Source organism: Pseudomonas sp. GM25 (genome assembly GCF_000282255.1).
Classification (GTDB): Bacteria; Pseudomonadota; Gammaproteobacteria; order Pseudomonadales; family Pseudomonadaceae; genus Aquipseudomonas; species Aquipseudomonas aphyarum.
This window is the reverse complement of sequence record NZ_AKJQ01000039.1, coordinates 1-20367: the sequence shown is the minus strand read 5'-3', so window position 1 is coordinate 20367 and position 20367 is coordinate 1. Positions and strand designations below refer to the sequence as shown.

The following is a 20367-nucleotide window of genomic DNA, read 5'->3' as shown; positions in this document are numbered from 1 at the left end:
AAAGCGTGAATGGGGCAACTATACGGTCAGGCGCGGGCCGCATGGTAGAGGCTGACATGGCGAAACTCTTCGGGCTCGGCCAGATCCGGCAGGGTCATGGCTTCGAGTATTTCGATGCGCCGGTACAGCGGATGACGGAAATCCCGGACCCGGGAATCCGCCACCAGCGCTTCGCGGCCACGGCTCAGGAAGGCATCGAGCAGCGGCAGGTTTTCCCGGTCGTACAAGACGTCCGCCACCAGGATCAGATCAAAGCGATCGGCTTCGGCGAAGAAATCCGTGGAATAGCTCATCTGCACATCATTGAGTTCGGCATTCGCCCGACAGGCGGCAATCGCCAGCGGATCCAGGTCGCAGGCCACGACTTCCAGCGCACCGGCTTTCACCGCGGCGATGCCGGCGATTCCGGAACCGGCGCCGAAATCCAGCACCCGTTTGCCCCGAACCCACTCGGGAAACTCCGCCAGATAGCGCGCCACCGCCAGACCGCTGGCCCAGCAGAAACTCCAGTACGGCGGTTCATGCAGGATGCGTTGGGTTTCCTCCTGGCTGAACTCGCGCGCCATGTTGTCGCCATCAATGAGCCACAGCTGCAAATCGGTGTCCGGCAACGCACAGGCTTTCAGTCGGGCGTCGCCGAGCAACTCGCCCAGCGACTGTTGCAGGTCTAACGGTGCATTCATGGTGCTTTGACAAATTGCAGCTGGCCCAGCGCCTGGGTGGTCGGCTGAGTGATGGTCTGCGACGGCAGGTGCAGGATCAATTGGCCGGACTGGCTGGCACGGCCGCGCAGTTCAACCCGCGCGCCCACCGGGAAAGCATCGGGGTTGAAGCGCAGATGGAACGGCAGAATCTGGTTGTTGCCGATCAGGCTGGAACTGGCGAGCAATTGTTGCGGGCGATCCTTTGCGTCGATCACCAGCAGCGCCAGTTCGACTTCGGCACCGGCCGGCACGCCTTGCAGGGTGCCGCTCAGTTCGCGCTGATAGGCCGGCAGCGGGCCGAGGTCGGCGGCTTCGCGGGCTTTTTTCTGCGCCTGTTGCGGCGCCGGGCCCGGCGTGGGCGGCTGAGGCTTGGGCGCATCGCTGCCACAGGCCACCAGCAGGCTGAAAACACTGAGCAAAACGAGCGGTCGTAGGGACATTGGCGGCTCCAGCAAAATGAAATCCATGGATCAAACGATCATGGCAGTCTGTATACCGCAAAGCCTATGGCTTGTCTTGCCACCGGGATGCGCTACCATGGCCCTCCCTTTTTTTGTTGCCAGCCACCATGCACTGTCCCTTCTGCGGTGCCAACGACACCAAGGTCATCGACTCGCGTCTGGTCGCCGAGGGCGAACAGGTGCGCCGCCGGCGTGAATGCCTGGCCTGCGGCGAACGTTTCACGACGTTCGAGACGGCCGAACTGGTGTTGCCGCGCCTGATCAAAACCGACGGCAGCCGCCAACCGTTCGACGAAGAAAAACTCCGCGCCGGCATGCAACGCGCCCTGGAGAAACGTCCGGTGAGCGTCGAGCGCCTCGAATCCTCGCTGGTCCATATCAAGCACAAGCTGCGCGCCACCGGCGAGCGCGAGGTCAAGTCCCTCGTGGTCGGCGAACTTGTGATGGCCGAGCTGCAAAAGCTCGATGAAGTGGCCTACATCCGTTTCGCTTCCGTGTACCGCCGCTTCCAGGACCTCAACGAATTCCGCGAAGAGATCGACCGCCTCGCCCGCGAACCGGTGAAAGAATGACCACCGCCGCCGAGCAGGCCATCCTCGACGCCCACTTCATGGCCCGGGCCCTGGAGTTGGCGCGCAAGGGTCATTACACGACTCATCCCAATCCACGGGTTGGCTGCGTGATCGTGCGTGACGGGCAGATTGTCGGCGAAGGCTGGCATGAACGCGCCGGCGAACCCCACGCCGAAGTCCACGCCCTGCGCGCCGCCGGTGAACTGGCCCGGGGCGCCACGGCTTACGTGACCCTCGAACCTTGCAGCCACCACGGCCGTACGCCGCCGTGCGCCGATGCGCTGGTGAATGCCGGTGTTGGCCGGGTGGTCGCGGCGATGCGTGATCCGAATCCACAAGTCGCCGGGCGCGGTTTGCAGCGTTTGGCCGATGCCGGCATCGCCACCGAAAGCGGCGTGCTGGAAGCTGAGGCGCGCAAGCTCAATCAAGGTTTTCTGAAGCGCATGGAACACGGCTCGCCGTTCGTGCGGGTCAAGTTGGCCATGAGTCTCGATGGTCGCACGGCGATGGAAAGCGGCGAGAGCCAATGGATTACCGGCCCAGCCGCACGCTCTGCGGTTCAGCGTTTGCGCGCCCAGGCCAGTGTGGTGCTGACCGGCGCCGACACGGTGCTGGCCGATGGTGCACGCCTGACCGTTCGCGGTGATGAGCTGGGGCTGGATGCCGAACAAACCGCGCTGGCCCTGAGCCGTCCGCCACTGCGGGTGCTGATTGACGGGCGTCTGCGGGTGCCGCTGGATGCGTCGTTCTTCAAGGCCGGCCCGGCGCTCGTCGCCACCTGCGTGGCCATCGAAGAACAGTACGCCCACGGTCCGGAATGCCTGATCGTGCCGGGCGATGACGGTCAGGTCGATCTGCACCAGTTGCTGATCGAACTGGCCAACCGTGGCGTCAACGAAGTGCTGGTCGAGGCCGGTCCGCGACTGGCCGGCGCGTTTGCCCAGCTCGGTCTGGTCGACGAGTTCGTGATCTTCATTGCCGGCAAGTTCCTCGGCTCCACGGCGCGTCCGCTTCTGGACTGGCCGCTAGCCTATATGAAGGATGCGCCGGAGCTGAAAATCACTGAAATTCGCGCGGTTGGCGATGACTGGCGAGTCACTGCAATCCCTGTCCCATCGGCGAGCGTATAATTCCCGGCCATCGCGTTAGCGCTGGCTTCGTTCTCAAGGAGAACCCCATGTTTACCGGCATCATCGAATCCATCGGCAGTATCCGCGCACTGACCCCAAAGGGCGGTGATGTGCGGGTGCATGTCGAAACCGGCAAGCTCGACCTGAGCGACGTCAAACTCGGCGACAGCATCGCGGTCAACGGCGTGTGCCTGACCGCGGTTGAACTGCCGGGCAACGGCTTCGCCGCCGACGTCAGTCGCGAAACCCTCGACTGCACCGCCATGAATGACCTGAAGAGCGGCAGCCCGGTCAACCTGGAAAAAGCCCTGACCCCGACCACCCGTCTCGGCGGGCATCTGGTCAGCGGTCACGTCGACGGTGTCGGCGAAGTGGTTTCGCGCAGCGACAATGCCCGCGCCGTGGAATTTCGCATCCGCGCGCCGAAAGAGCTGGCCAAGTACATCGCCCATAAAGGCTCGATCACCGTCGACGGCACCAGCCTGACCGTGAACGCGGTCGATGGCGCCGAATTCCTGCTGACGATCATCCCGCACACCCTGAGCGAAACCATCATGGCGTCCTACAAGCCAGGTCGCCGGGTGAACCTGGAAGTCGACCTGCTGGCGCGTTATCTGGAGCGTCTGTTGTTGGGCGACAAGGCTGCAGAGCCAACGTCCGGTGGCATCACTGAAAGCTTTCTGGCCGCCAACGGCTACCTCAAATCCTGACTGAAGGGGGTGCCTTGTGGCGCTCAATAGCATCGAAGAACTGGTTGAAGACATCCGCCAAGGCAAGATGGTCATCCTCATGGATGACGAAGACCGCGAGAACGAAGGCGACCTGATCATGGCCGCCGAATGCTGCAAGGCCGAGCACATCAACTTCATGGCCAAGCACGCCCGTGGCCTGATCTGCATGCCGATGAGCCGCGAGCGCTGCGAAACCCTGAAGCTGCCGCTGATGGCGCCACGCAACGGTTCCGGTTTCGGCACCAAGTTCACCGTCTCGATCGAAGCCGCCGAAGGCGTGACCACCGGCATCTCCGCCGCTGACCGCGCGCGCACCGTGCAAGCGGCCGCTGCGAAGGACGCGAAAGCCGAAGACATCGTCAGCCCGGGCCACATCTTCCCGCTGATGGCCCAGGCCGGTGGCACCCTGGCTCGCGCCGGTCACACCGAAGCTGCCTGCGACCTGGCGCGCATGGCCGGTTTCGAGCCAAGCGGCGTGATCTGCGAAGTGATGAACGATGACGGCACCATGTCCCGTCGCGCCGAACTGGAAGCTTTCGCCGCCGAACACGACATCAAGATCGGCACCATCGCCGACCTGATTCACTACCGGATGATCCACGAACGTACCGTTCAGCGGATTGCCGAGCAGCCGCTGGACAGCGAACTGGGCCAATTCAACCTGGTGACCTATCGTGATTCCGTGGAAGGCGACGTGCACATGGCACTGACCCTGGGCACCGTTTGCGCCGAAGAACCGACCCTGGTTCGCGTGCACAACATGGACCCGCTGCGCGACCTGCTGATGGTCAAACAACCGGGCCGCTGGAGCCTGCGCGCCGCCATGGCTGCGGTTGCCGAGGCCGGCAGCGGTGTGGTGTTGCTGCTCGGTCACCCACTGGATGGCGACGTGTTGCTGGCGCACATCCGCGAAACCGGCGATCAGGCGGCGGTGAAAAAACCGACCACCTACAGCATCGTCGGTGCCGGTTCGCAGATCCTGCGTGACCTCGGCGTGCGCAAAATGCGCTTGATGAGCGCGCCGATGAAGTTCAATGCGATATCCGGTTTCGATCTGGAAGTTGTAGAATACGTGCCCTCCGAATAATGACCGGTTGTTTCCGGATCCGAATTCGCGGCAAATAAATCACTGAGGGACGCGAAACAGACGCGTCCCGGCTCTTTAAGAGATCTGACGAATGACCCTGAAGACCATCGAAGGTACCTTCATCGCCCCTAAAGGCCGCTACGCTTTGGTAGTGGGCCGCTTCAACAGCTTCGTGGTTGAAAGCCTGGTCAGCGGTGCAGTTGATGCCCTGGTTCGCCACGGCGTGAGCGAAAGCGACATCACCATCATCCGCGCACCTGGCGCCTTCGAAATCCCGCTGGTTGCGCAGAAAGTCGCCCAGAAAGGCGAGTTCGCAGCAATCATCGCCCTGGGCGCGGTCATTCGTGGCGGTACTCCGCACTTCGAATACGTGGCTGGCGAGTGCACCAAGGGCCTGGCCCAGGTGTCCATGGAGTTCGGCGTACCGGTCGCTTTCGGCGTCCTGACCGTTGATTCCATCGAGCAAGCCATCGAACGTTCCGGCACCAAGGCCGGCAACAAAGGTGCTGAAGCTGCCCTGTCCGCTCTGGAAATGGTCAGCCTGCTGGCGCAGTTGGAGGCCAAGTGATTAGCGACGAAAGCGATCGTTTCAACCCGCGCGATCCGAAACCTGCGGATGCCGGCAAACCATCGAAAAGCGCCAAGCGCCGCGAAGCCCGTCAGCTCGCGACTCAGGCCCTGTATCAATGGCACATGGCTCGGCAGTCGTTGAACGAGATCGAAGCGCAGTTCCGGGTCGATAACGATTTCACCGATGTCGACGGTGCTTACTTCCGCGAAATCCTGCACGGGGTTCCGCAGTTCAAGACCGAAATCGACAACGCGCTCACGCCTTGCCTGGACCTGGCGATCGAAGAGCTGGACCCGGTAGAGCTGGCGGTTCTGCGCCTGTCCACCTGGGAACTGCTCAAGCGCGTCGACGTGCCGTACCGCGTTGTGATCAACGAAGGTATCGAACTGGCCAAGGTGTTCGGTTCGACCGACGGCCACAAGTTCGTCAACGGCGTGCTCGACAAGCTGGCTCCGCGCCTGCGTGAAGCTGAAGTGAAGGCGTTCAAGCGCTGATCCGCGCTTGAATACTTTTTCTCGGCCATGGGCGAGTTTGAGCTGATCCGCAATTTCTTCGCCGCCGCGCCTTGTGCGCAGGGCGGCGAAGGCGTTGCACTGGGGATCGGCGATGACTGCGCCTTGCTGGCGGTTCCTTCCGGGGAACAGCTGGCGGTTTCCACCGATACGCTGGTGGCCGGCGTGCATTTCGCCGATCCCTGCGATCCGTTTCTGCTCGGTCAGCGCTCGCTGGCCGTGGCGGTCAGCGACCTCGCTGCCATGGGCGCCACGCCCGTCGCCTTTACCCTTGCCCTGACTCTGCCGACGGTGACCGCCGATTGGCTGCAAGCCTATGCCCGCGGTTTGAACCGCATGGCGCAGGGCTGCGGCGTGGCACTGGTGGGCGGCGACACGACGCGCGGGCCGTTGAGTCTGACCGTCACCGTGTTCGGTCGCGTCCCGGCCGGCAAAGCGCTGACCCGCAGCGGCGCACAACCGGGCGATCTGCTGTGTGTCGGTGGTGAGCTGGGCAATGCCGCCGGCGCTTTGCCGCTGGTGCTGGGCCAGCGTGACGCCGAACCCCATATCGCCCAGCCGCTGCTCGATCATTACTGGTCGCCGCAACCGCAACTCGCCCTCGGTCAGGCCCTGCGTGGCAAGGCCACCTCGGCGCTGGACATCTCCGATGGCCTGCTCGCCGATTGCGGTCATATCGCACTGGCCTCGAAGGTTCGCCTCGAAGTCGAGCGCGAGCGTGTTCCGCTGTCGGAGGCGCTGGTGGCGTTTCTCGGTCAGCGCGGCGCCGAGCGTGCGGCGTTGAGCGGTGGCGATGATTACGTGCTGGCCTTCACCTTGCCGTCCGTCGAGTTGCCGGCGCTGCTCGCCGATGGCTGGCCGATCCATGTGATCGGCCGCGTGACGCAGGGCCAGGGCGTGGTGCTGCTGGATCGCGACGGGCACGACATCACCCCGCAAATCCGGGGTTATCAACATTTTCAGGAGTCACCGTGACAGATCACCCGAAACAGGTTCCGGCCGAATTCGTTCCGCCGTCGGTCTGGCGCAATCCCTGGCATTTCCTCGCGTTCGGCTTCGGCTCGGGCACCTTGCCCAAGGCGCCGGGCACCTGGGGCTCGTTAGTTGCGCTACCCTTTATCCCGTTGTGGCAGATGCTGCCCGACTGGGGTTACTGGCTGATGCTCGGAATCACCATGCTGTTCGGCTTCTGGCTGTGCGGCAAAGTGGCCGACGATCTGCGGGTGCACGACCACGAAGGCATCGTCTGGGACGAAATGGTCGGGATGTGGATCACCCTGTGGCTGGTGCCGGAAGGCTGGTACTGGTTGCTCGCCGGGTTCCTGGTGTTCCGCTTCTTCGACATTCTCAAGCCGTGGCCGATCCGCTGGATCGACCGGCATGTTCACGGCGGCGTCGGCATCATGCTCGACGACGTGTTGGCTGGCGTATTTGCCTGGCTGGCGATGCAGGGACTGGTGTGGATTTTCGCCTGATTTCCAGGCGTGGATGAGGGACACAGGGATGACTCGACGCTGGTTGGCGATAGTGGCTTTGACCTTGCTTGGCGCCGTGGCCCAAGCACAGGACGCACCGCCGTCGGTCATTCACCTGGCCAGCGAAGACTGGGAAGACTACACCGCCGCCGATGGCCATGGCCTGGGCTGGGACGTGTTGCGCAAAGTCTTCGAGCCGGCCGGCGTGATCCTGGATATTCGCACCGTGCCCTACACCCGTTCGGTCGGGCTGGTGCAGTTGAAGGAAGCCGACGCACTGGTCGGTTCCTATCGCGGTGAAGCCGAGCAGGTGCTGTACCCGAAATGGAACTTCGATTCCGACCACATCTACGCGCTCGGCCTGGCCAGCAATCCATCGCCGACCCAGGCGACGCTGGGCAAGTACCGACTGGCCTGGGTACGCGGCTATCGCTACGAAACCTACCTGCCGAACGTCAAACGCTTCAACCAGATCGAGCGCCGCACCGGGATCCTGTCGATGCTCAAGCAGGGGCGGGCGGATTACTACATCGATGCGCTGACGGAAATAGAAGCGGTGGTGAGAAACGCCGCCGACCCGTCGCAGTACCGTTATTCACATCTGGCGGAATTGCCGCTGTACCTCGGTTTCGCCGACACCCCGCAAGCCCGCGCACTGATGTCGATCTACGACCAGCGCATGGAGCAGTTGGTGAAAAGCGGCGAGTTGAAGCCGATCTTCGAGCGCTGGAAACAACCATATCCCTTCGAATGAACGCGATAAGGGCGAGCCTGTTATCAAACTTTTTGATCGTTATGGCCGATAATTCAGCCTAAGCGCCTGCGGGAACCTGCTGTTACAATGCCGCCCAGCGAATCTCGGACTTTTCAGATCAGGAGCACACCGGTGCCTGTCGTTTTTGTCGCCGCTTCCAAGCTGCCAACGCCTTTTGCGCAATTCACCATGCACGGTTTTCTCGATGAAGCCACCGGCCGCGAGCACGTCGTGCTGAGCCTGGGTGAGATTGCCGACGGTGCCCCGGTACTCGGCCGTCTGCACTCCGAATGCCTGACCGGCGATGCCTTGTTCAGCCAGCGTTGCGACTGTGGTTCGCAACTTGAGGGCGCGCTCAAAGCCATCGCGCGCGAAGGTCGTGGCGTGTTGCTGTATCTGCGTCAGGAAGGACGCGGCATCGGTCTTTTGAACAAGATCCGTGCCTACGAATTGCAGGACGGCGGCGCCGACACCGTGGAAGCCAACGAGCGTCTGGGCTTTGCCGCCGACCAGCGTGACTACGCCATGTGCCTGCCGATGCTCGAGCATCTGGGCGTCAAATCCCTGCGTCTGATGACCAACAACCCGCGCAAGGTCAAAGCCTTGACCGACATGGGCATCGTCGTCGCCGAACGCGTGCCGCTGCACACCGGCCACAATCCGCACAACAAACTCTATCTGGCGACCAAGGCCAGCAAGCTCGACCACATGATGGGCAACGAGCATCAGGGCGAGGTAGACCGGGCGTGACCCGCGGGCAAGTGCGGCGCCGTCTGTCGATCGCCTGGTGGAAATACCTGGCGCTGGCGCTGGTGCCGCTGTTCGTGATCAACGCTGTGTTCGGCCAGGGCGAGGCGATTCTGCCGGTGCTGGCGATGCCTTTCTTTATCGCTGGCGTGGCCTCGATGTTTGTCAGCCTGAAGTTTTTCGGGCGCTACAAGCATGCGCTGATCGCCACGCAAAAAGCCCTCGATACCCCTGAAGAGCCCGCTGCCTGGATTGCCCTGGCGGCGAGCCTTCGCAGTGCATACGTGGTCGCGGCGCTGCCGGCATGGATTGGCGCGCTGGCGGTGTTCGTCGGCCTTGAAGCGGTGCCGCTGATGTTGCTGGCGCTGTCCACGGCGGTGCTGTTCTACCTCTACCGTATCCCGCGTCAACTCGCTTGATGCGGCGTCTCTGGCTGGCGGTTTTGCTGCTGGCCGTCAGCGGTGAAACGCTGGCCGCCCTGCGGGTGGTCAGCCTCGCGCCATCCCTGTCTGAAATCGTTGTTGAACTGAATTCGGCCGACCTGCTGGTCGGGGTGCTGGATGCCGGTGAGCGTCCGTCTGCAATCAAGGACGTGCCTTCGGTGGGCCGTTACGGCCAGCTCGACATGGAACGGCTGCTCAGCCTCAAACCTGACTTGTTGCTGTTGTGGCCCGGCAGTGTCGGCCCGGCCCAGCGCGATCAGCTCAAGCGCCTGAACATCCCGACGTTCGTTGCCGAGCCTCACAGTCTCGAACAGCTGACTGCGCAGATTGAGGCCATCGCGACACAGCTCGGTCGTCCTGAGCGTGGGATCGCGCGGGCCAGCGAGTTGCGGCAAAACCTCGATAAGCTGCGCCAGCGCTACCGCCGTGAAGCGCCTCTGCGGGTGTTTTATCAGGTCTGGGACAAGCCGCTGTACACCGTCGGTGGCGGGCAGATCATCAGCGATGCGCTTGAAGTGTGCGGCGCACGCAATGTGTTCGCCGACCTGAGCCTGCCGGCGCCGCAGGTGAGCATCGAAACGGTTTTACAGCGTGATCCCGAAGTGATTCTGGCCAGCGATCAGCCGCAACTGGATGCGTGGAGCGCTTGGCCGCAGGTGGCAGCGGTCAAACACGGGCAATTGCTGCTGATCACCGATAAAGGCCTGGAGCGTCCGAGCGGGCAGATGATCGAGGCGACCGCCAAGCTCTGCCAGCTGATTGCGCCAGATCGTTAGAGCTGCGGCGTCCAGGTCACGCCGAACATGAACGCCCGACCTTCCTCGCGATAGCCATACTGACTGCCGTCATGGCTGTACAGCGCCCGGCTGTAACCCTTGTCCAGCAGGTTATCGACCTTGAAATCCAGTTTGATTTCACGGTTCAGCGCCCAGCTGCTGCGCAGTCCGAGCAGCGCATAACCACCCAATGGTTGTTGATTGTTCAGATCGTCGTAACTGCTGCTGACGGCCTGCCAGCTGGCGCCGAGGCCAAGGCGATCGAACTGTCGATCCAGATCCCAACTCAAGGTGCGCCGGGCACGCCGCGCCAAAGTGTGGCCGGTGTCGCGGTCGCGAGGATCGATGATCGCCACGCCGAGGTTGCTCTGCCAGCCGAACATCTCCTGTTTCAACGCTGCTTCGAAGCCGTTGATTCGCGCCGAGGCGACGTTTTCCGGGCGTGAGTTGCTGCCGAAGATGATCGCGTCTTCCAGATCGGTCCGGTACAGCGAGGCTTCGAGGCGAGTGCTGTCGCTCAACTGGCTGCGCCATTGCAGCTCGTAGCTTTTCGAGGTTTCCGGTTTCAGGTCGGGGTTGCTGAAGTCCGGGTAATACAGATCGTTGAAGGTCGGCGCGCGGAAGCCTTCGCTGTAGCTGAGCAGCAGATCGTTGTCCGGGTTGACCGGCAATGTCAGCGTGCCGCTCCAGCTGTTCTGGCCGCCGAACTGCTGGTTGTCATCGCGACGCAGACCGAGTTCGGTGGAGAAGCTGTCGGCCTGGAAGCGATGCTGGATGAAGGCTGCGCGGTTCCAGCGGCTGTCTTCGTCGAACGCGGTGCTGCTGTTGATGCGGTCTTCGTACCAGTCGCCGCCGAGGATCAGGCTGTTGCGCGCATCGAGGGTCAGATCGTTCTGCCAGGTCACCGAATCACGGTAGGTGTTGAACACTGAGCGTTCGTCGCTGAGCTTGTCGAAGGACTTCTCGCGGTTTTCGCTGTGGCCGAGTTCCAGGCGCGACTTCCAGCGCTCGTTGATCCGCGCGTCGATGTAGCTGCTGAAACTGCTGACGGTGAAATCGCTGTACGGTTGCTGCTGTACAGAGTCGAAGGTCACCGGGTCGAAGCGTCCGAACGGGTTGTCGAACTCGCTTTTTCCCCGGTTATCCAGCAGGTTGGCGCCGACCTCGATTTCATCGGTCAGCGCGTGGCTGAGACTCAGGCTGATGGATTTATTGCGGTAGGCATCGTGATCACTGTCGCTGGGATACGACTCGTGGGTGCGGTCGAGGCCGGCGGTTTCATCGAGGCTGGCACCGAGGTTGAAACGGGTTTTCTCATCACCTCCGGACAGACCGACACTGCGCTCCCAGGTCTGATTGCTGCCGAAACCCACATGCATCCGGGGCTGCAAGCCTTGTTCGTCGCCGCGTCGGGTGAAGATCTGAATCACCCCGCCAATCGCATCGCTGCCATAAATCACCGAGCGCGAACCGCGCAGCACTTCCACGCGCTCGATCTGCTCGATGTTGAGGTGTTGCAGGTTGCTGTCGCCGGAAGTGGAGTTGCCGATGCGCTGGCCGTCGACCAGCACCAGGCTTTGCGCCGATTGCGTGCCGCGAATGTAGATCCCCGGCAGGCTGCCGCGTCCGCCGGTTTGTGCGACTTGCACGCCCGGCACCCGCTGCAGCAGGTCGGTGACGCTGCGCGGTTGCAGGCGTTCGATGTCTTCGCGGGTGAACACGGTGTTGGCGGCGCTGCTGTCGTTGCGTGCTTCGACCTGGCGGTTGGCGCTGATCAGCACGTCCGGCAGCTTCAGGGCCTGATCGCGTTCGAAATTGTCAGCGAGGGCGTTGGCGGAGGGCAGCAGCAGGAGGGGCAGGGCGAGGCGCGAGAGGTTCATCGGAGTCCGTTGGTACATAAAGCGAATTGAATTTTGAAAGCTGCACAAACCACTGTGGGAGCGAGCTTGCTCGCGAATGCGGTGTGTCAGTCAAGAATGAGTCGACTGACTGTCCGTCTTCGCGAGCAAGCTCGCTCCCACAGGGTTATCCACAGGTCTGGCGTCTAGCGGCTGAGCAACTCCAGGCGCTCACGCACCGCCGCTTCGATCCCGACTTCATCCAGCCCGCACTCGGCCAGCATCTGCGCCGGTTTGGCGTGCTCGACGTAAACGTCCGGCAAGCCCAGGTGCAGCACCGACTTGAGGATGTTCTCGCGGGCGAGGAACTCGCTGACCGCGCCACCGGCGCCGCCCATGATCGCGTTCTCTTCGATGGTCACCAGCAGCTCGTGGCTGTTGGCGATTTCGCGTACCAGTGCTTCGTCCATCGGTTTGACGAAGCGCATGTCGACCACGGTCGCGTCCAGCGTCTCGGCGACTTTCAGGGCTTCGGCCATTTGCACGCCGAACACCAGCAGGGCGACCTTGCTGCCCTGACGACGCACCACGCCCTTGCCGATCTCGATCGGTTCGAGGTCTTTCTCGATGGTCGCGTTCGGGCCGGTGCCGCGCGGGTAACGCACCGCCGCCGGGCCGTTGTACAGGTGGCCGGTGGTGAGCATCTTGCGCAGTTCGTTTTCATCGCTCGGGGTCATGATGACCATGCCCGGGATGCAGCGCAGGAACGACAGGTCGAAGCTGCCGGCGTGGGTCGGGCCGTCTTCGCCCACCAGGCCGGCGCGGTCGATGGCGAACAACACGTCGAGGTTTTGTACTGCGACGTCATGCACCAACTGGTCATAACCGCGCTGCAGGAATGTCGAGTAGATCGCCACCACCGGTTTTGCGCCTTCGCAGGCCATGCCGGCGGCGAGGGTCACGGCGTGTTGCTCGGCAATCGCCACGTCGAAGTAGCGCAGCGGGAAGCGCTCGCTGAACGCCACCAGATCCGAGCCTTCCTTCATCGCCGGGGTGATGCCCACCAGACGCGGGTCGGCAGCGGCCATGTCGCACAGCCATTCACCGAACACGCCGGAATACTTCGGCCCGCCGGCCTTTTTCGGCGCAGCGGCCGGGGCGTCCAGCGGTTCGAGCTTGGTGATGGCGTGGTAACCGATCGGGTCGACTTCCGCCGGGGCGAAGCCTTTGCCCTTCTTGGTGACGATGTGCAGGAACTGCGGGCCTTTCAGATCGCGCATGTTGCGCAAGGTGGCGATCAGGGTCGGCAGGTCGTGGCCGTCGATCGGGCCGATGTAGTTCCAGCCCAGTTCTTCGAACAGGGTGCCGGGAACCAGCATGCCTTTTGCGTATTCTTCGGTACGACGAGCAATTTCCCAGGCACCGGGCAGGCGCGACAGCACTTTCTTGCTGCCTTCACGCATGCTCGCGTAAGTGCGGCTGGAAAGGATCTTCGCCAGATAGTTCGACAGTCCGCCGACGTTGCGCGAGATCGACATGTCGTTGTCGTTGAGGATCACCAGCATGTTGGCGTCGACTTCCGGCGCGTGGTTCAGCGCTTCGAACGCCATGCCGGCGGTCAGTGCGCCGTCACCGATCACCGCAATCGCCTTGCGATCGCTGTTCTGCAGGCGGGCGGCGATGGCCATGCCCAGCGCGGCACTGATCGAGGTGCTGGAGTGGCCGACGCCGAAGGTGTCGTACTCGCTCTCGGAGCGGCGCGGGAAGGCGGCGATGCCATCCTTCTGGCGCAAGGATTCCATGCGCTCGCGACGACCGGTGAGGATCTTGTGCGGGTAGGCCTGATGACCGACGTCCCACACCAGCCGGTCGTCCGGGGTGTCGAAGACGTAATGCAACGCGATGGTCAGCTCGATGACGCCCAGGCCGGCACCGAAATGCCCACCGGTCTGGCCGACCGTGTAGAGCAATTCCAGGCGCAACTCATCAGCCAGGGTTTCCAGCTCGGCTTCGCCTAACCGGCGCAGGCCGTCCGGCGTGTTCGCGCGGTCGAGCAGGGGCGTGGTCGGGCGCTTGCGGGGAATCTCATGAAACGTCGTGGGCATCAGGCGAATCGTTATAGGTATAAAAGATGCGGCAGTTTACCTGATGCATCGCCCCCTGCCCACGCGTTGGTCTTTTTTGGCTGATTAGCCTTCAGTTACGCCGATCGACGATATACCGGGCCAGATCGCGCAACGGCTCGGCAGCCGCGTCAAACGGTCGCAGCGCGTGCAGGGCCTGATCGCGCAGTTCCAGCGCGTAAGCCTTGGCGGCGTCCAGACCGAGCAGCGCCGGGTAGGTCGGCTTGTCGCGGGCAATGTCGGCGCCCTGGCGTTTGCCGAGGGTTTCGGTATCGCTTTCGACGTCGAGAATGTCGTCCTGGACCTGGAATGCCAGGCCGATGGCCTGTGCATAAGTCTGCAGGGACTTGAGTTCATCCCTCTCGGCACGGCCGCTGGCCAGGGCGCCGAGCTTGACGCTGACTTCGATCAGCGCGCCGGTCTTGTGTCGGTGCATCTGTTCCAGCGCTTTCTGATCAAGCTTGAGGCCGACCGAACCGAGGTCGATGGCCTGACCGCCGACCATGCCGGCCGGGCCCGCCGCGTGCGCCAGCGCCGTGACCTGTTGCAGGCGGATGTCTGCGCTCAGGTCGCTCAGACGCGGGTCGAGCAGGGCGCTGAACGCCAGGCTTTGCAATCCGTCGCCGGCCAGAATCGCGCAAGCTTCATCGAATTTCTTGTGAGTGGTCGGCTGGCCGCGACGCAGATCGTCGTCGTCCATCGCCGGCAAATCGTCGTGCACCAGCGAATACGCATGGATCAGCTCAACCGCACACGCCGCGCCGTTGGCCTGTTCGGCCTTGCCGCCAAGGGCTTCGCACGCCGCGTAGGCCAGCAGCGGACGCACGCGCTTGCCGCCGTTCATCACGCTGTAGCGCATGGCTTCGTAAAGACGCGCCAGTTCTGGCAGCGGGGCGTTGAACAGGGTTTCCAGTGCCGCGTTAACGCGCGCCTGGCTGGTGGCCGAATACGCTGCAATCATTCTGGCTGATCCGCGTCGAAGGGTTCCTCGGCGAGTTCGCCATCGCGCTCCAGCAACACCTGGACCTTTTGCTCGGCCTGGGCCAGCGCCGCCTGGCAGTCACGGGTCAGGCCGATGCCCTGCTCGAAAGCGGTCAGCGAGTCTTCCAGCGACAATTCACCGTTCTCCAGACGCTCCACCAGCGTTTGCAGGTCGGCGAGGGACTGTTCGAAATCCAGTGCAGCTTTTTTGCGGGCCATGGCGGCTAATTCCGGTTGACGTTAAACCGGCGCGACACTAGCAGATAGGGGGGGTATGGGCAAATGAGCGGGGCTTGGATCACTCTGCGGATTTGCCTGGAAAACTGATCTGATAGCGCGTGCTGCGCCCACCGCCGGGCAGGCGTTCGAGACAACCTTTTTCCAGCAGCTCCGCCAGATGTCGGGTCGCCGTCGCCTTGGAGACTTTTGCCACGGCCTGATACTGCGCCGCACTGATACCGTGCTCGAAACCACGCTCACCACCGTCGAGCAAGCGGTTGAGCACTTTGATCTGCTCCACTGACAGCTCGGATTCCCGGTGCGTTTGCCAGAAGCGTGACTTGCCCAGTACGCCTTCAATCCGCGCAATCGCCTGTTGCAGGCTGCGCAGCAGGGTTTGCAGGAACCATGTGAGCCAGTCAGTGATGTCCAGCGTGGCTTTCTGACTGGATTCTAGAATCCGGTAGTAGCCCGCGCGGTCATCGAGAATGCTGGCCGACATCGCATAAAAACGAATCGCCTGCGCTTCGCCTTGAGCCAATGCCAGATCGGTGAGGGTGCGAGTCAGGCGCCCGTTGCCGTCGTCGAACGGATGCAAGGTGACGAACCAGAAATGCGCGATACCTGCTCGCAGTAAAGGATCGAGGCCTGCCTGATGCTGACTGGCGTCGAACCACTTGAGAAAACTGTCCAGTTGTCGCTCAAGCCCTTGTCGCGGTGGCGCCTCGAAGTGCACGGTCGGGCGGTCGATGCGCCCGGAAACCACCTGCATTGGCTCATCGCCGCGTAGAGCGCCGACATTGATTGCTCGCGAAAGGAAACCACTCTCCTGTTCTGGAAACAGCCATGAGTGCCATTCCAGCAATCGCTCCAGCGTCAGCGGTTCAGCAAGGCGGCGGGTGGCATCGAGCATAAGTTGAGCCAGCCCCTCGCTGCGCTTGCTGACTTTGTCGCCATCGGGTAATTCCAGCCCCAGGCGCCGTGCCAGCGAAGATCGCACGGATCCGACATTCAACTGCTCACCCTCGATGGCCGAGGAGGTCACGATGTTTTGCAGCAAAGCGTCCAGCTCTGTCTGCGCGCTCAGTGAATGGCTCACCGATCCCGCCATGCCCATCAATTGACCTTGTGCCTGAACACACTCGCGCAACAACGGTGCCAGGCGTTCCGCCTGCCAGTTAAAGTCGGGCCAATCAGGCTGCTGCCAGATCCAGTGAGTCGTCATTGATTGCTGATCCTGAGTGCGTGAGCCGATTGGAAACGCTATTCGGCTCATTTCGTGAGCCGAATATGACGCCTATTCGGCTCATCGTCCACTGGACGCCGTGATTCCCACCGCAAATCCACATGTATCCGATTGTTAAAAAACTGCCGAATCGCTAACCTTCGCGCCTTCTACGACCCGACAGTCACGGGTCTTTCAGACGAAACGCAGTTTTCACCGCTGTGAAGTACCGAGGATCGGGTGCAAGGTTTCGTCAGGCATGGCAGGAGGCATCACATGCGTTCACTTCTTTTGCTGCTGATCGGCCTGGCCTGCGTGCCGGCGCTGTCGGCTGCACCGAGTGCCGAGATGTCGGAGCCGGTGGGCGGCTGGCGCTATCACGGGCTGCTCGACCGCACGGAAAACCCGCAAGTCGCCTATCCCACGCCGCCGATCGATCGCGGCATCCAGCGCAATCGCACGATGATCGAGGGCCAGCTCAAGGCCATCGGACATCTGCGTCCGCCCCACAGCCTGGCGGTGAATGGCAATCCACTGAATCTGTACACCGACGACCAGGGCCGTTTTGCCCGGCCGTATGCGTTTGGCGCCGGTTCCAACAGTGTCGAGGTGATCAGCGCCGACGGCCAGTCGCTCAAGCGCGTTCAATTCTACGAAGCCAACAATTTGCGCACGCCGGCGCGGATTCGCGTGGTGCTCGGTTGGGACGACCCTAAAGCCGAACTCGACCTGCACGTCATTACGCCTGACGGCCAGCACGCCTTCTGGGCGCGTCCGGCGATGAGCAACGGCGGCGGCCTCGATCCGGACGGCGTCGATGGCCCCGGCCCGGAAATGTTCACCATGACTGCGCCGCTGCACGGCACCTATCTGGTTTACGTCAACTATTGGGGCAACTTCGGTAACGGCGGCTATAACTTCGAGGAGACCAGCAACCAGAACGAGGTCATCACCTCGCAAATCACGCTGGTGCTCAACGAAAACACCGTCGACGAAAAACGCGAAACGTTCATCGTGCCCCTGCGGGCCATCGGTGATCTGCTGCTGGTCAAGACTTTCAACTATTAAGCATCCCGCCACGGATGAACTCGGGTTCTGGAAAGATGAGCGATAACACTGCTACACCGGCCGCCGTAACACCTGCGGGCAAACCTTCCCGGCGCTGGCCGTTGCTGGCGGTCGGGCTGTGCCTGGTGGCCGGCGTGGCGGGCGGGCTCGGCTGGCTGATGCACAAACCGAAGGCGCCGCCGGCGGAATTGGCCAGCGACAAGCTCGGCCTCAGCCGCCCGGACGCGCTGCTGGAAACCCGCTCCCTGAGCCAGTTGCCCAAGGACCTGCTGACGGTGCCGTTCCTCAAGGCCACGCTGACCGAGGATTTCGTCTTCTATTACGAAACCCACGCCGACCGCCTCGGCTTGATCGGCAGTCTGCGGCGGATCATCTACGAGCATGACTTGAAGCTGCAGGACAGCCTGATCGAGCAGCTCTTCGATCAACCGGCAGACGTGGCGTTGTGGCGTGGCGCCGATGGTCGGCTGAAGGATTTTCTGTTGGTGATGGATCGCGGCGGGCTGGCCAAAGTGCTGGAGCCGCTGGCGAAAGTCGCGCTGGATGATTCGCAACTGAGCGTGTTCAGCACCCTGAAAGTCGGCGGCGATGAAGTGCCGCTCTATCAATTGACCTACAACGCCGGCAAATCTCTGTTGTTTGCCTCCCGCGGCGACAAACTGGTGGTGCTGTCCAACCCGACCAAATTCTACGATCCGGAAAGTGGCGCTTCCGAAGAGTCCGGCCACGTCTCGCCGCAAGCGCTGGCGGCGCTGCTCAACGGTGAAAAACTGTTCCCCGAAGCGTTCGGGCTCACGGCCAAGACACCTGAAACCAAGCAGCGCCTGTCGGTCAATTCCAGTGTTCTGGCCATGGGTTACCAGCGCTTCATCCCGAACTTCGCCGGCCTGCGTTTCGACATGGACGACAAGGGCTGGCATAGCTATCTCGCCATGGACGAACTGGAGAACCAACCGGACTTCGATTTCAAACCGGTCTGGCAAGCCATGCCGCTGGGCGCCAGTGCCTGCGTGACCTTGCCGGTGGCGGCCGAGCCGCAAAAACCGTTGCTGGTGAAACTCGGCGCCGAAGAAGCCGTGGCGCAGAAACTCACCGAGCACGTGGCCGGCGCGGCGGGCCTGTGCTGGTACGCCGATTCGCGGCTGTACACGCCATTGCTGGTGGCCAGTCTGAACGACGAAGACAACGGCAAACTCGACGCTGATATCGGCACGCTGTTCGATTCGATGGTCGGCGCCTACGAAGGCAAGGTCGACGAACATGCGTTCCCGGTGGTCGAGAAGCAGGAAGGCCAGAGCCACCTCTGGCAGCGTCAGGTCAGCTCCAACTTCGGCCCGTACGCGGCCAAGGATGCCGAAAACCCGGACGCGATCACCGGCCGTGCTTTCATGAAAGTCAGCCTGGCGCGCCACGGCTCGACGCTGCTGTTTTCCCTCGACGACAAACTGGTCGACAAGGCCCTCGGCACCCTCGACAAGCGCTTCCCGCCGATGGCCGACGTACTGCCGAAAGACGTGCTGATGCCGATCTACTTCGGCCCGGATTCGATGGCGCAACTGATCCAGCAGGAAACCCTGGACAGCCTGCCGCAGGACATGGAGCCGGTGTTCTACAACGCCGCGCAAACCTACCTGATCCCGAAACTGCGCACCCTCGGCGGCATGGGCAAATACGCCCTGACTTTGCCTGAAGGCAGCGAGCCTGACGGTCACTGGCAATGGCTGCCGCTGGAGTGGAAAGCGCTGTGACTGGATTGATTCGCAGCCTTGGCCTTCTGGCGCTGTTGCTCAGCGCCGGTGCCCGAGCCGTTGAGGCTCCGGCCCTCGATCCGCAGCAGTCCCAGGTGTTTCGCGCCTGGTTCGTACGCATCGCTCAGGAGCAGTTGAGCAGAGGCCCGAGCCCGCGCTGGTATCAGCAGGACTGCGCGGGGCTGGTGCGCTTCGCCGCCAACGAAGCGCTGAAAGTCCACGACGATAAATGGCTGCGCAGCAATGGCGTGTCCAACCGCTACCTGCCGCCGGAGCTGGACCTGAGCGCCGATCAGCGCAAGCTCGCCCAGCAATGGCAGCAGGGCGGCGGCAAGGTCGGGCCTTACGTCAACGCGATCAAACTGATTCAGTTCAACAGCCATCTGATCGGCCGCGACGTGTCCCAGGCACGGCCCGGCGATCTGATGTTTTTCGATCAGGGCGACGACCAGCACCTGATGATCTGGATGGGCCGCTACATCGCCTATCACACCGGCACGACCACCCCAACCGACAACGGCATGCGTTCGGCAAGCCTGCAGCAACTCATGACATGGAAGGACACCCGATGGATACCCGACGCAGCCAACCCCAACTTCATCGGCGTCTATCGACTGAACTTTCTCTCCCAATGACCGGTGCCCGCATGCTGCGTTTACTGCCTTTTCTATTGCTGTTAGCCCTCCCGTTTTCGGTGGTGAATGCCGAAGACACCGTGGAGCCAAGCGGCTATACGCCGGTCTCCGGTGAGAGCTTTTTCCTGCTGGCCGACAGCAGTTTCGCCGCCGACGAACAGGCGGTGGTTCGCCTCGAAGCACCGGGCCGCGACTACCGTCGTTTCCGCATGGAACCGTACGGCGGCGCCGACATCCGCGTGTACAAAATCGACAAGCCGCTGGACTTCCTCAAGCGCCAGAAGAACCTGCACCGCGTGGTCAGCGACGGCCAGTTCAAGGGCGAAGGCCTGTCGAACACCCTCGCGTATCTATGGGACAACTGGTACCGCAAATCCCGTCGGGTGATGCAGCGTGCGTTCTCCTATGAGTCGCGTCAGCAAGTCACCGAAGAAGTGCCGGAATTGAAGATGGGCAACGCCATCGCCGCGCCGACACCGTACGACGCGCAACCGCAATTCGCCCTGATTCCGGGTCTGCCAGTGGTCAGCCAGTTCCGCTATCCGCTGTGGCAGGGCAAGCCGATCC

22 protein-coding genes and 1 pseudogene are annotated in these 20367 nt (G+C 62.5%); 16 read left to right on the top strand and 7 right to left on the bottom strand.

Annotated features, from left to right (window positions below; all coding sequences use genetic code 11):
• Positions 1-26: 26 nt before the first annotated feature.
• Positions 27-683 carry a class I SAM-dependent methyltransferase gene (locus tag PMI24_RS15720; RefSeq protein ID WP_007955579.1) on the bottom strand — a complete coding sequence of 219 codons (657 nt, stop codon included), beginning with the start codon at positions 681-683 and terminating at the stop codon, positions 27-29.
• Complete coding sequence (locus PMI24_RS15715; protein WP_007955577.1) at positions 680-1144, bottom strand: YbaY family lipoprotein; 465 nt, start codon at positions 1142-1144, stop codon at positions 680-682. Before PMI24_RS15715 ends, PMI24_RS15720 begins: the two co-directional genes overlap by 4 nt.
• 128 nt (positions 1145-1272) lie before the next feature.
• Here PMI24_RS15715 and nrdR point away from each other — a divergent pair, with 128 nt between their 5' ends.
• The 12 genes from nrdR (at position 1273) to PMI24_RS15655 (ending at position 9963) form a co-directional block, all read left to right on the top strand.
• Positions 1273-1737: a transcriptional regulator NrdR gene (gene nrdR, locus PMI24_RS15710; RefSeq protein WP_003228656.1), complete on the top strand. Its 465-nt coding sequence runs from the start codon at positions 1273-1275 to the stop codon at positions 1735-1737.
• Entirely contained in the window at positions 1734-2867 is a 1134-nt protein-coding gene (gene ribD, locus PMI24_RS15705) for a bifunctional diaminohydroxyphosphoribosylaminopyrimidine deaminase/5-amino-6-(5-phosphoribosylamino)uracil reductase RibD (RefSeq protein WP_007955574.1), read from the top strand. Before nrdR ends, ribD begins: the two co-directional genes overlap by 4 nt.
• Before the next feature lie 47 nt (positions 2868-2914).
• On the top strand, positions 2915-3577 hold the full coding sequence (locus tag PMI24_RS15700) for a riboflavin synthase (protein ID WP_007955571.1): 663 nt from the start codon (positions 2915-2917) through the stop codon (positions 3575-3577).
• Between the two features lie 16 nt (positions 3578-3593).
• Positions 3594-4685 carry a bifunctional 3,4-dihydroxy-2-butanone-4-phosphate synthase/GTP cyclohydrolase II gene (gene ribBA / locus PMI24_RS15695; RefSeq protein WP_007955569.1) on the top strand — a complete coding sequence of 364 codons (1092 nt, stop codon included), beginning with the start codon at positions 3594-3596 and terminating at the stop codon, positions 4683-4685.
• Positions 4686-4776: 91 nt separating this feature from the next.
• On the top strand, positions 4777-5253 hold the full coding sequence (gene ribH, locus PMI24_RS15690) for a 6,7-dimethyl-8-ribityllumazine synthase (RefSeq protein WP_003228649.1): 477 nt from the start codon (positions 4777-4779) through the stop codon (positions 5251-5253).
• Positions 5250-5750 carry a transcription antitermination factor NusB gene (nusB, locus tag PMI24_RS15685; protein WP_007955566.1) on the top strand — a complete coding sequence of 167 codons (501 nt, stop codon included), beginning with the start codon at positions 5250-5252 and terminating at the stop codon, positions 5748-5750. The genes ribH and nusB overlap by 4 nt, the downstream gene beginning before the upstream one ends.
• Before the next feature lie 27 nt (positions 5751-5777).
• A complete protein-coding gene (gene thiL / locus PMI24_RS15680; RefSeq protein ID WP_007955564.1) occupies positions 5778-6743 on the top strand; it encodes a thiamine-phosphate kinase in 966 nt (321 codons plus the stop codon).
• Complete coding sequence (locus PMI24_RS15675; RefSeq protein ID WP_007910933.1) at positions 6740-7243, top strand: phosphatidylglycerophosphatase A family protein; 504 nt, start codon at positions 6740-6742, stop codon at positions 7241-7243. Before thiL ends, PMI24_RS15675 begins: the two co-directional genes overlap by 4 nt.
• Before the next feature lie 28 nt (positions 7244-7271).
• The gene (locus tag PMI24_RS15670; RefSeq protein ID WP_007955553.1) at positions 7272-7997 is read left to right on the top strand and encodes a substrate-binding periplasmic protein; all 726 of its coding nucleotides are present in this window, start codon (positions 7272-7274) and stop codon (positions 7995-7997) included.
• Positions 7998-8129: 132 nt separating this feature from the next.
• Positions 8130-8747: a GTP cyclohydrolase II gene (gene ribA, locus PMI24_RS15665; RefSeq protein WP_007955551.1), complete on the top strand. Its 618-nt coding sequence runs from the start codon at positions 8130-8132 to the stop codon at positions 8745-8747.
• On the top strand, positions 8744-9163 hold the full coding sequence (locus PMI24_RS15660; RefSeq protein WP_007955550.1) for a hypothetical protein: 420 nt from the start codon (positions 8744-8746) through the stop codon (positions 9161-9163). Before ribA ends, PMI24_RS15660 begins: the two co-directional genes overlap by 4 nt.
• Entirely contained in the window at positions 9163-9963 is an 801-nt protein-coding gene (locus PMI24_RS15655) for a cobalamin-binding protein (RefSeq protein WP_007955549.1), read from the top strand. Before PMI24_RS15660 ends, PMI24_RS15655 begins: the two co-directional genes overlap by 1 nt.
• On the opposite strand, the gene PMI24_RS15650 is transcribed toward PMI24_RS15655, so the two are convergent.
• The 5 genes from PMI24_RS15650 to PMI24_RS15630 form a co-directional block, all read right to left on the bottom strand.
• The gene (locus tag PMI24_RS15650; RefSeq protein ID WP_007955548.1) at positions 9960-11843 is read right to left on the bottom strand and encodes a TonB-dependent receptor domain-containing protein; all 1884 of its coding nucleotides are present in this window, start codon (positions 11841-11843) and stop codon (positions 9960-9962) included. The genes PMI24_RS15655 and PMI24_RS15650 overlap by 4 nt on opposite strands.
• A 164-nt stretch (positions 11844-12007) precedes the next feature.
• Positions 12008-13906, bottom strand: a complete 1899-nt coding sequence (dxs, locus tag PMI24_RS15645) for a 1-deoxy-D-xylulose-5-phosphate synthase (protein WP_007955547.1) — start codon at positions 13904-13906, stop codon at positions 12008-12010.
• Positions 13907-13997: 91 nt separating this feature from the next.
• Positions 13998-14885: a (2E,6E)-farnesyl diphosphate synthase gene (gene ispA / locus PMI24_RS15640; RefSeq protein WP_007955546.1), complete on the bottom strand. Its 888-nt coding sequence runs from the start codon at positions 14883-14885 to the stop codon at positions 13998-14000.
• A complete protein-coding gene (locus PMI24_RS15635; RefSeq protein WP_007894317.1) occupies positions 14882-15124 on the bottom strand; it encodes an exodeoxyribonuclease VII small subunit in 243 nt (80 codons plus the stop codon). Before PMI24_RS15635 ends, ispA begins: the two co-directional genes overlap by 4 nt.
• Positions 15125-15203: 79 nt before the next feature.
• Entirely contained in the window at positions 15204-16349 is a 1146-nt protein-coding gene (locus tag PMI24_RS15630) for a Fic family protein (RefSeq protein ID WP_007955545.1), read from the bottom strand.
• A gap of 276 nt (positions 16350-16625) precedes the next feature.
• Between PMI24_RS15630 and PMI24_RS15625 the strand changes: the two genes are divergently transcribed.
• The 4 genes and pseudogenes from PMI24_RS15625 to PMI24_RS15610 all read left to right on the top strand — a co-directional run.
• Entirely contained in the window at positions 16626-17417 is a 792-nt protein-coding gene (locus PMI24_RS15625; RefSeq protein ID WP_007955537.1) for a YfaP family protein, read from the top strand.
• Between the two features lie 35 nt (positions 17418-17452).
• Positions 17453-19165: a DUF2138 domain-containing protein gene (locus PMI24_RS15620; protein WP_045121787.1), complete on the top strand. Its 1713-nt coding sequence runs from the start codon at positions 17453-17455 to the stop codon at positions 19163-19165.
• Positions 19135-19800 (top strand): DUF1175 domain-containing protein, encoded by a 666-nt coding sequence (locus tag PMI24_RS15615; protein ID WP_007955533.1) that lies wholly within the window; start codon positions 19135-19137, stop codon positions 19798-19800. Before PMI24_RS15620 ends, PMI24_RS15615 begins: the two co-directional genes overlap by 31 nt.
• Positions 19797-20367: pseudogene (locus PMI24_RS15610) on the top strand (alpha-2-macroglobulin family protein); the annotation flags it as partial. The gene PMI24_RS15615 and the pseudogene PMI24_RS15610, both read left to right, overlap by 4 nt.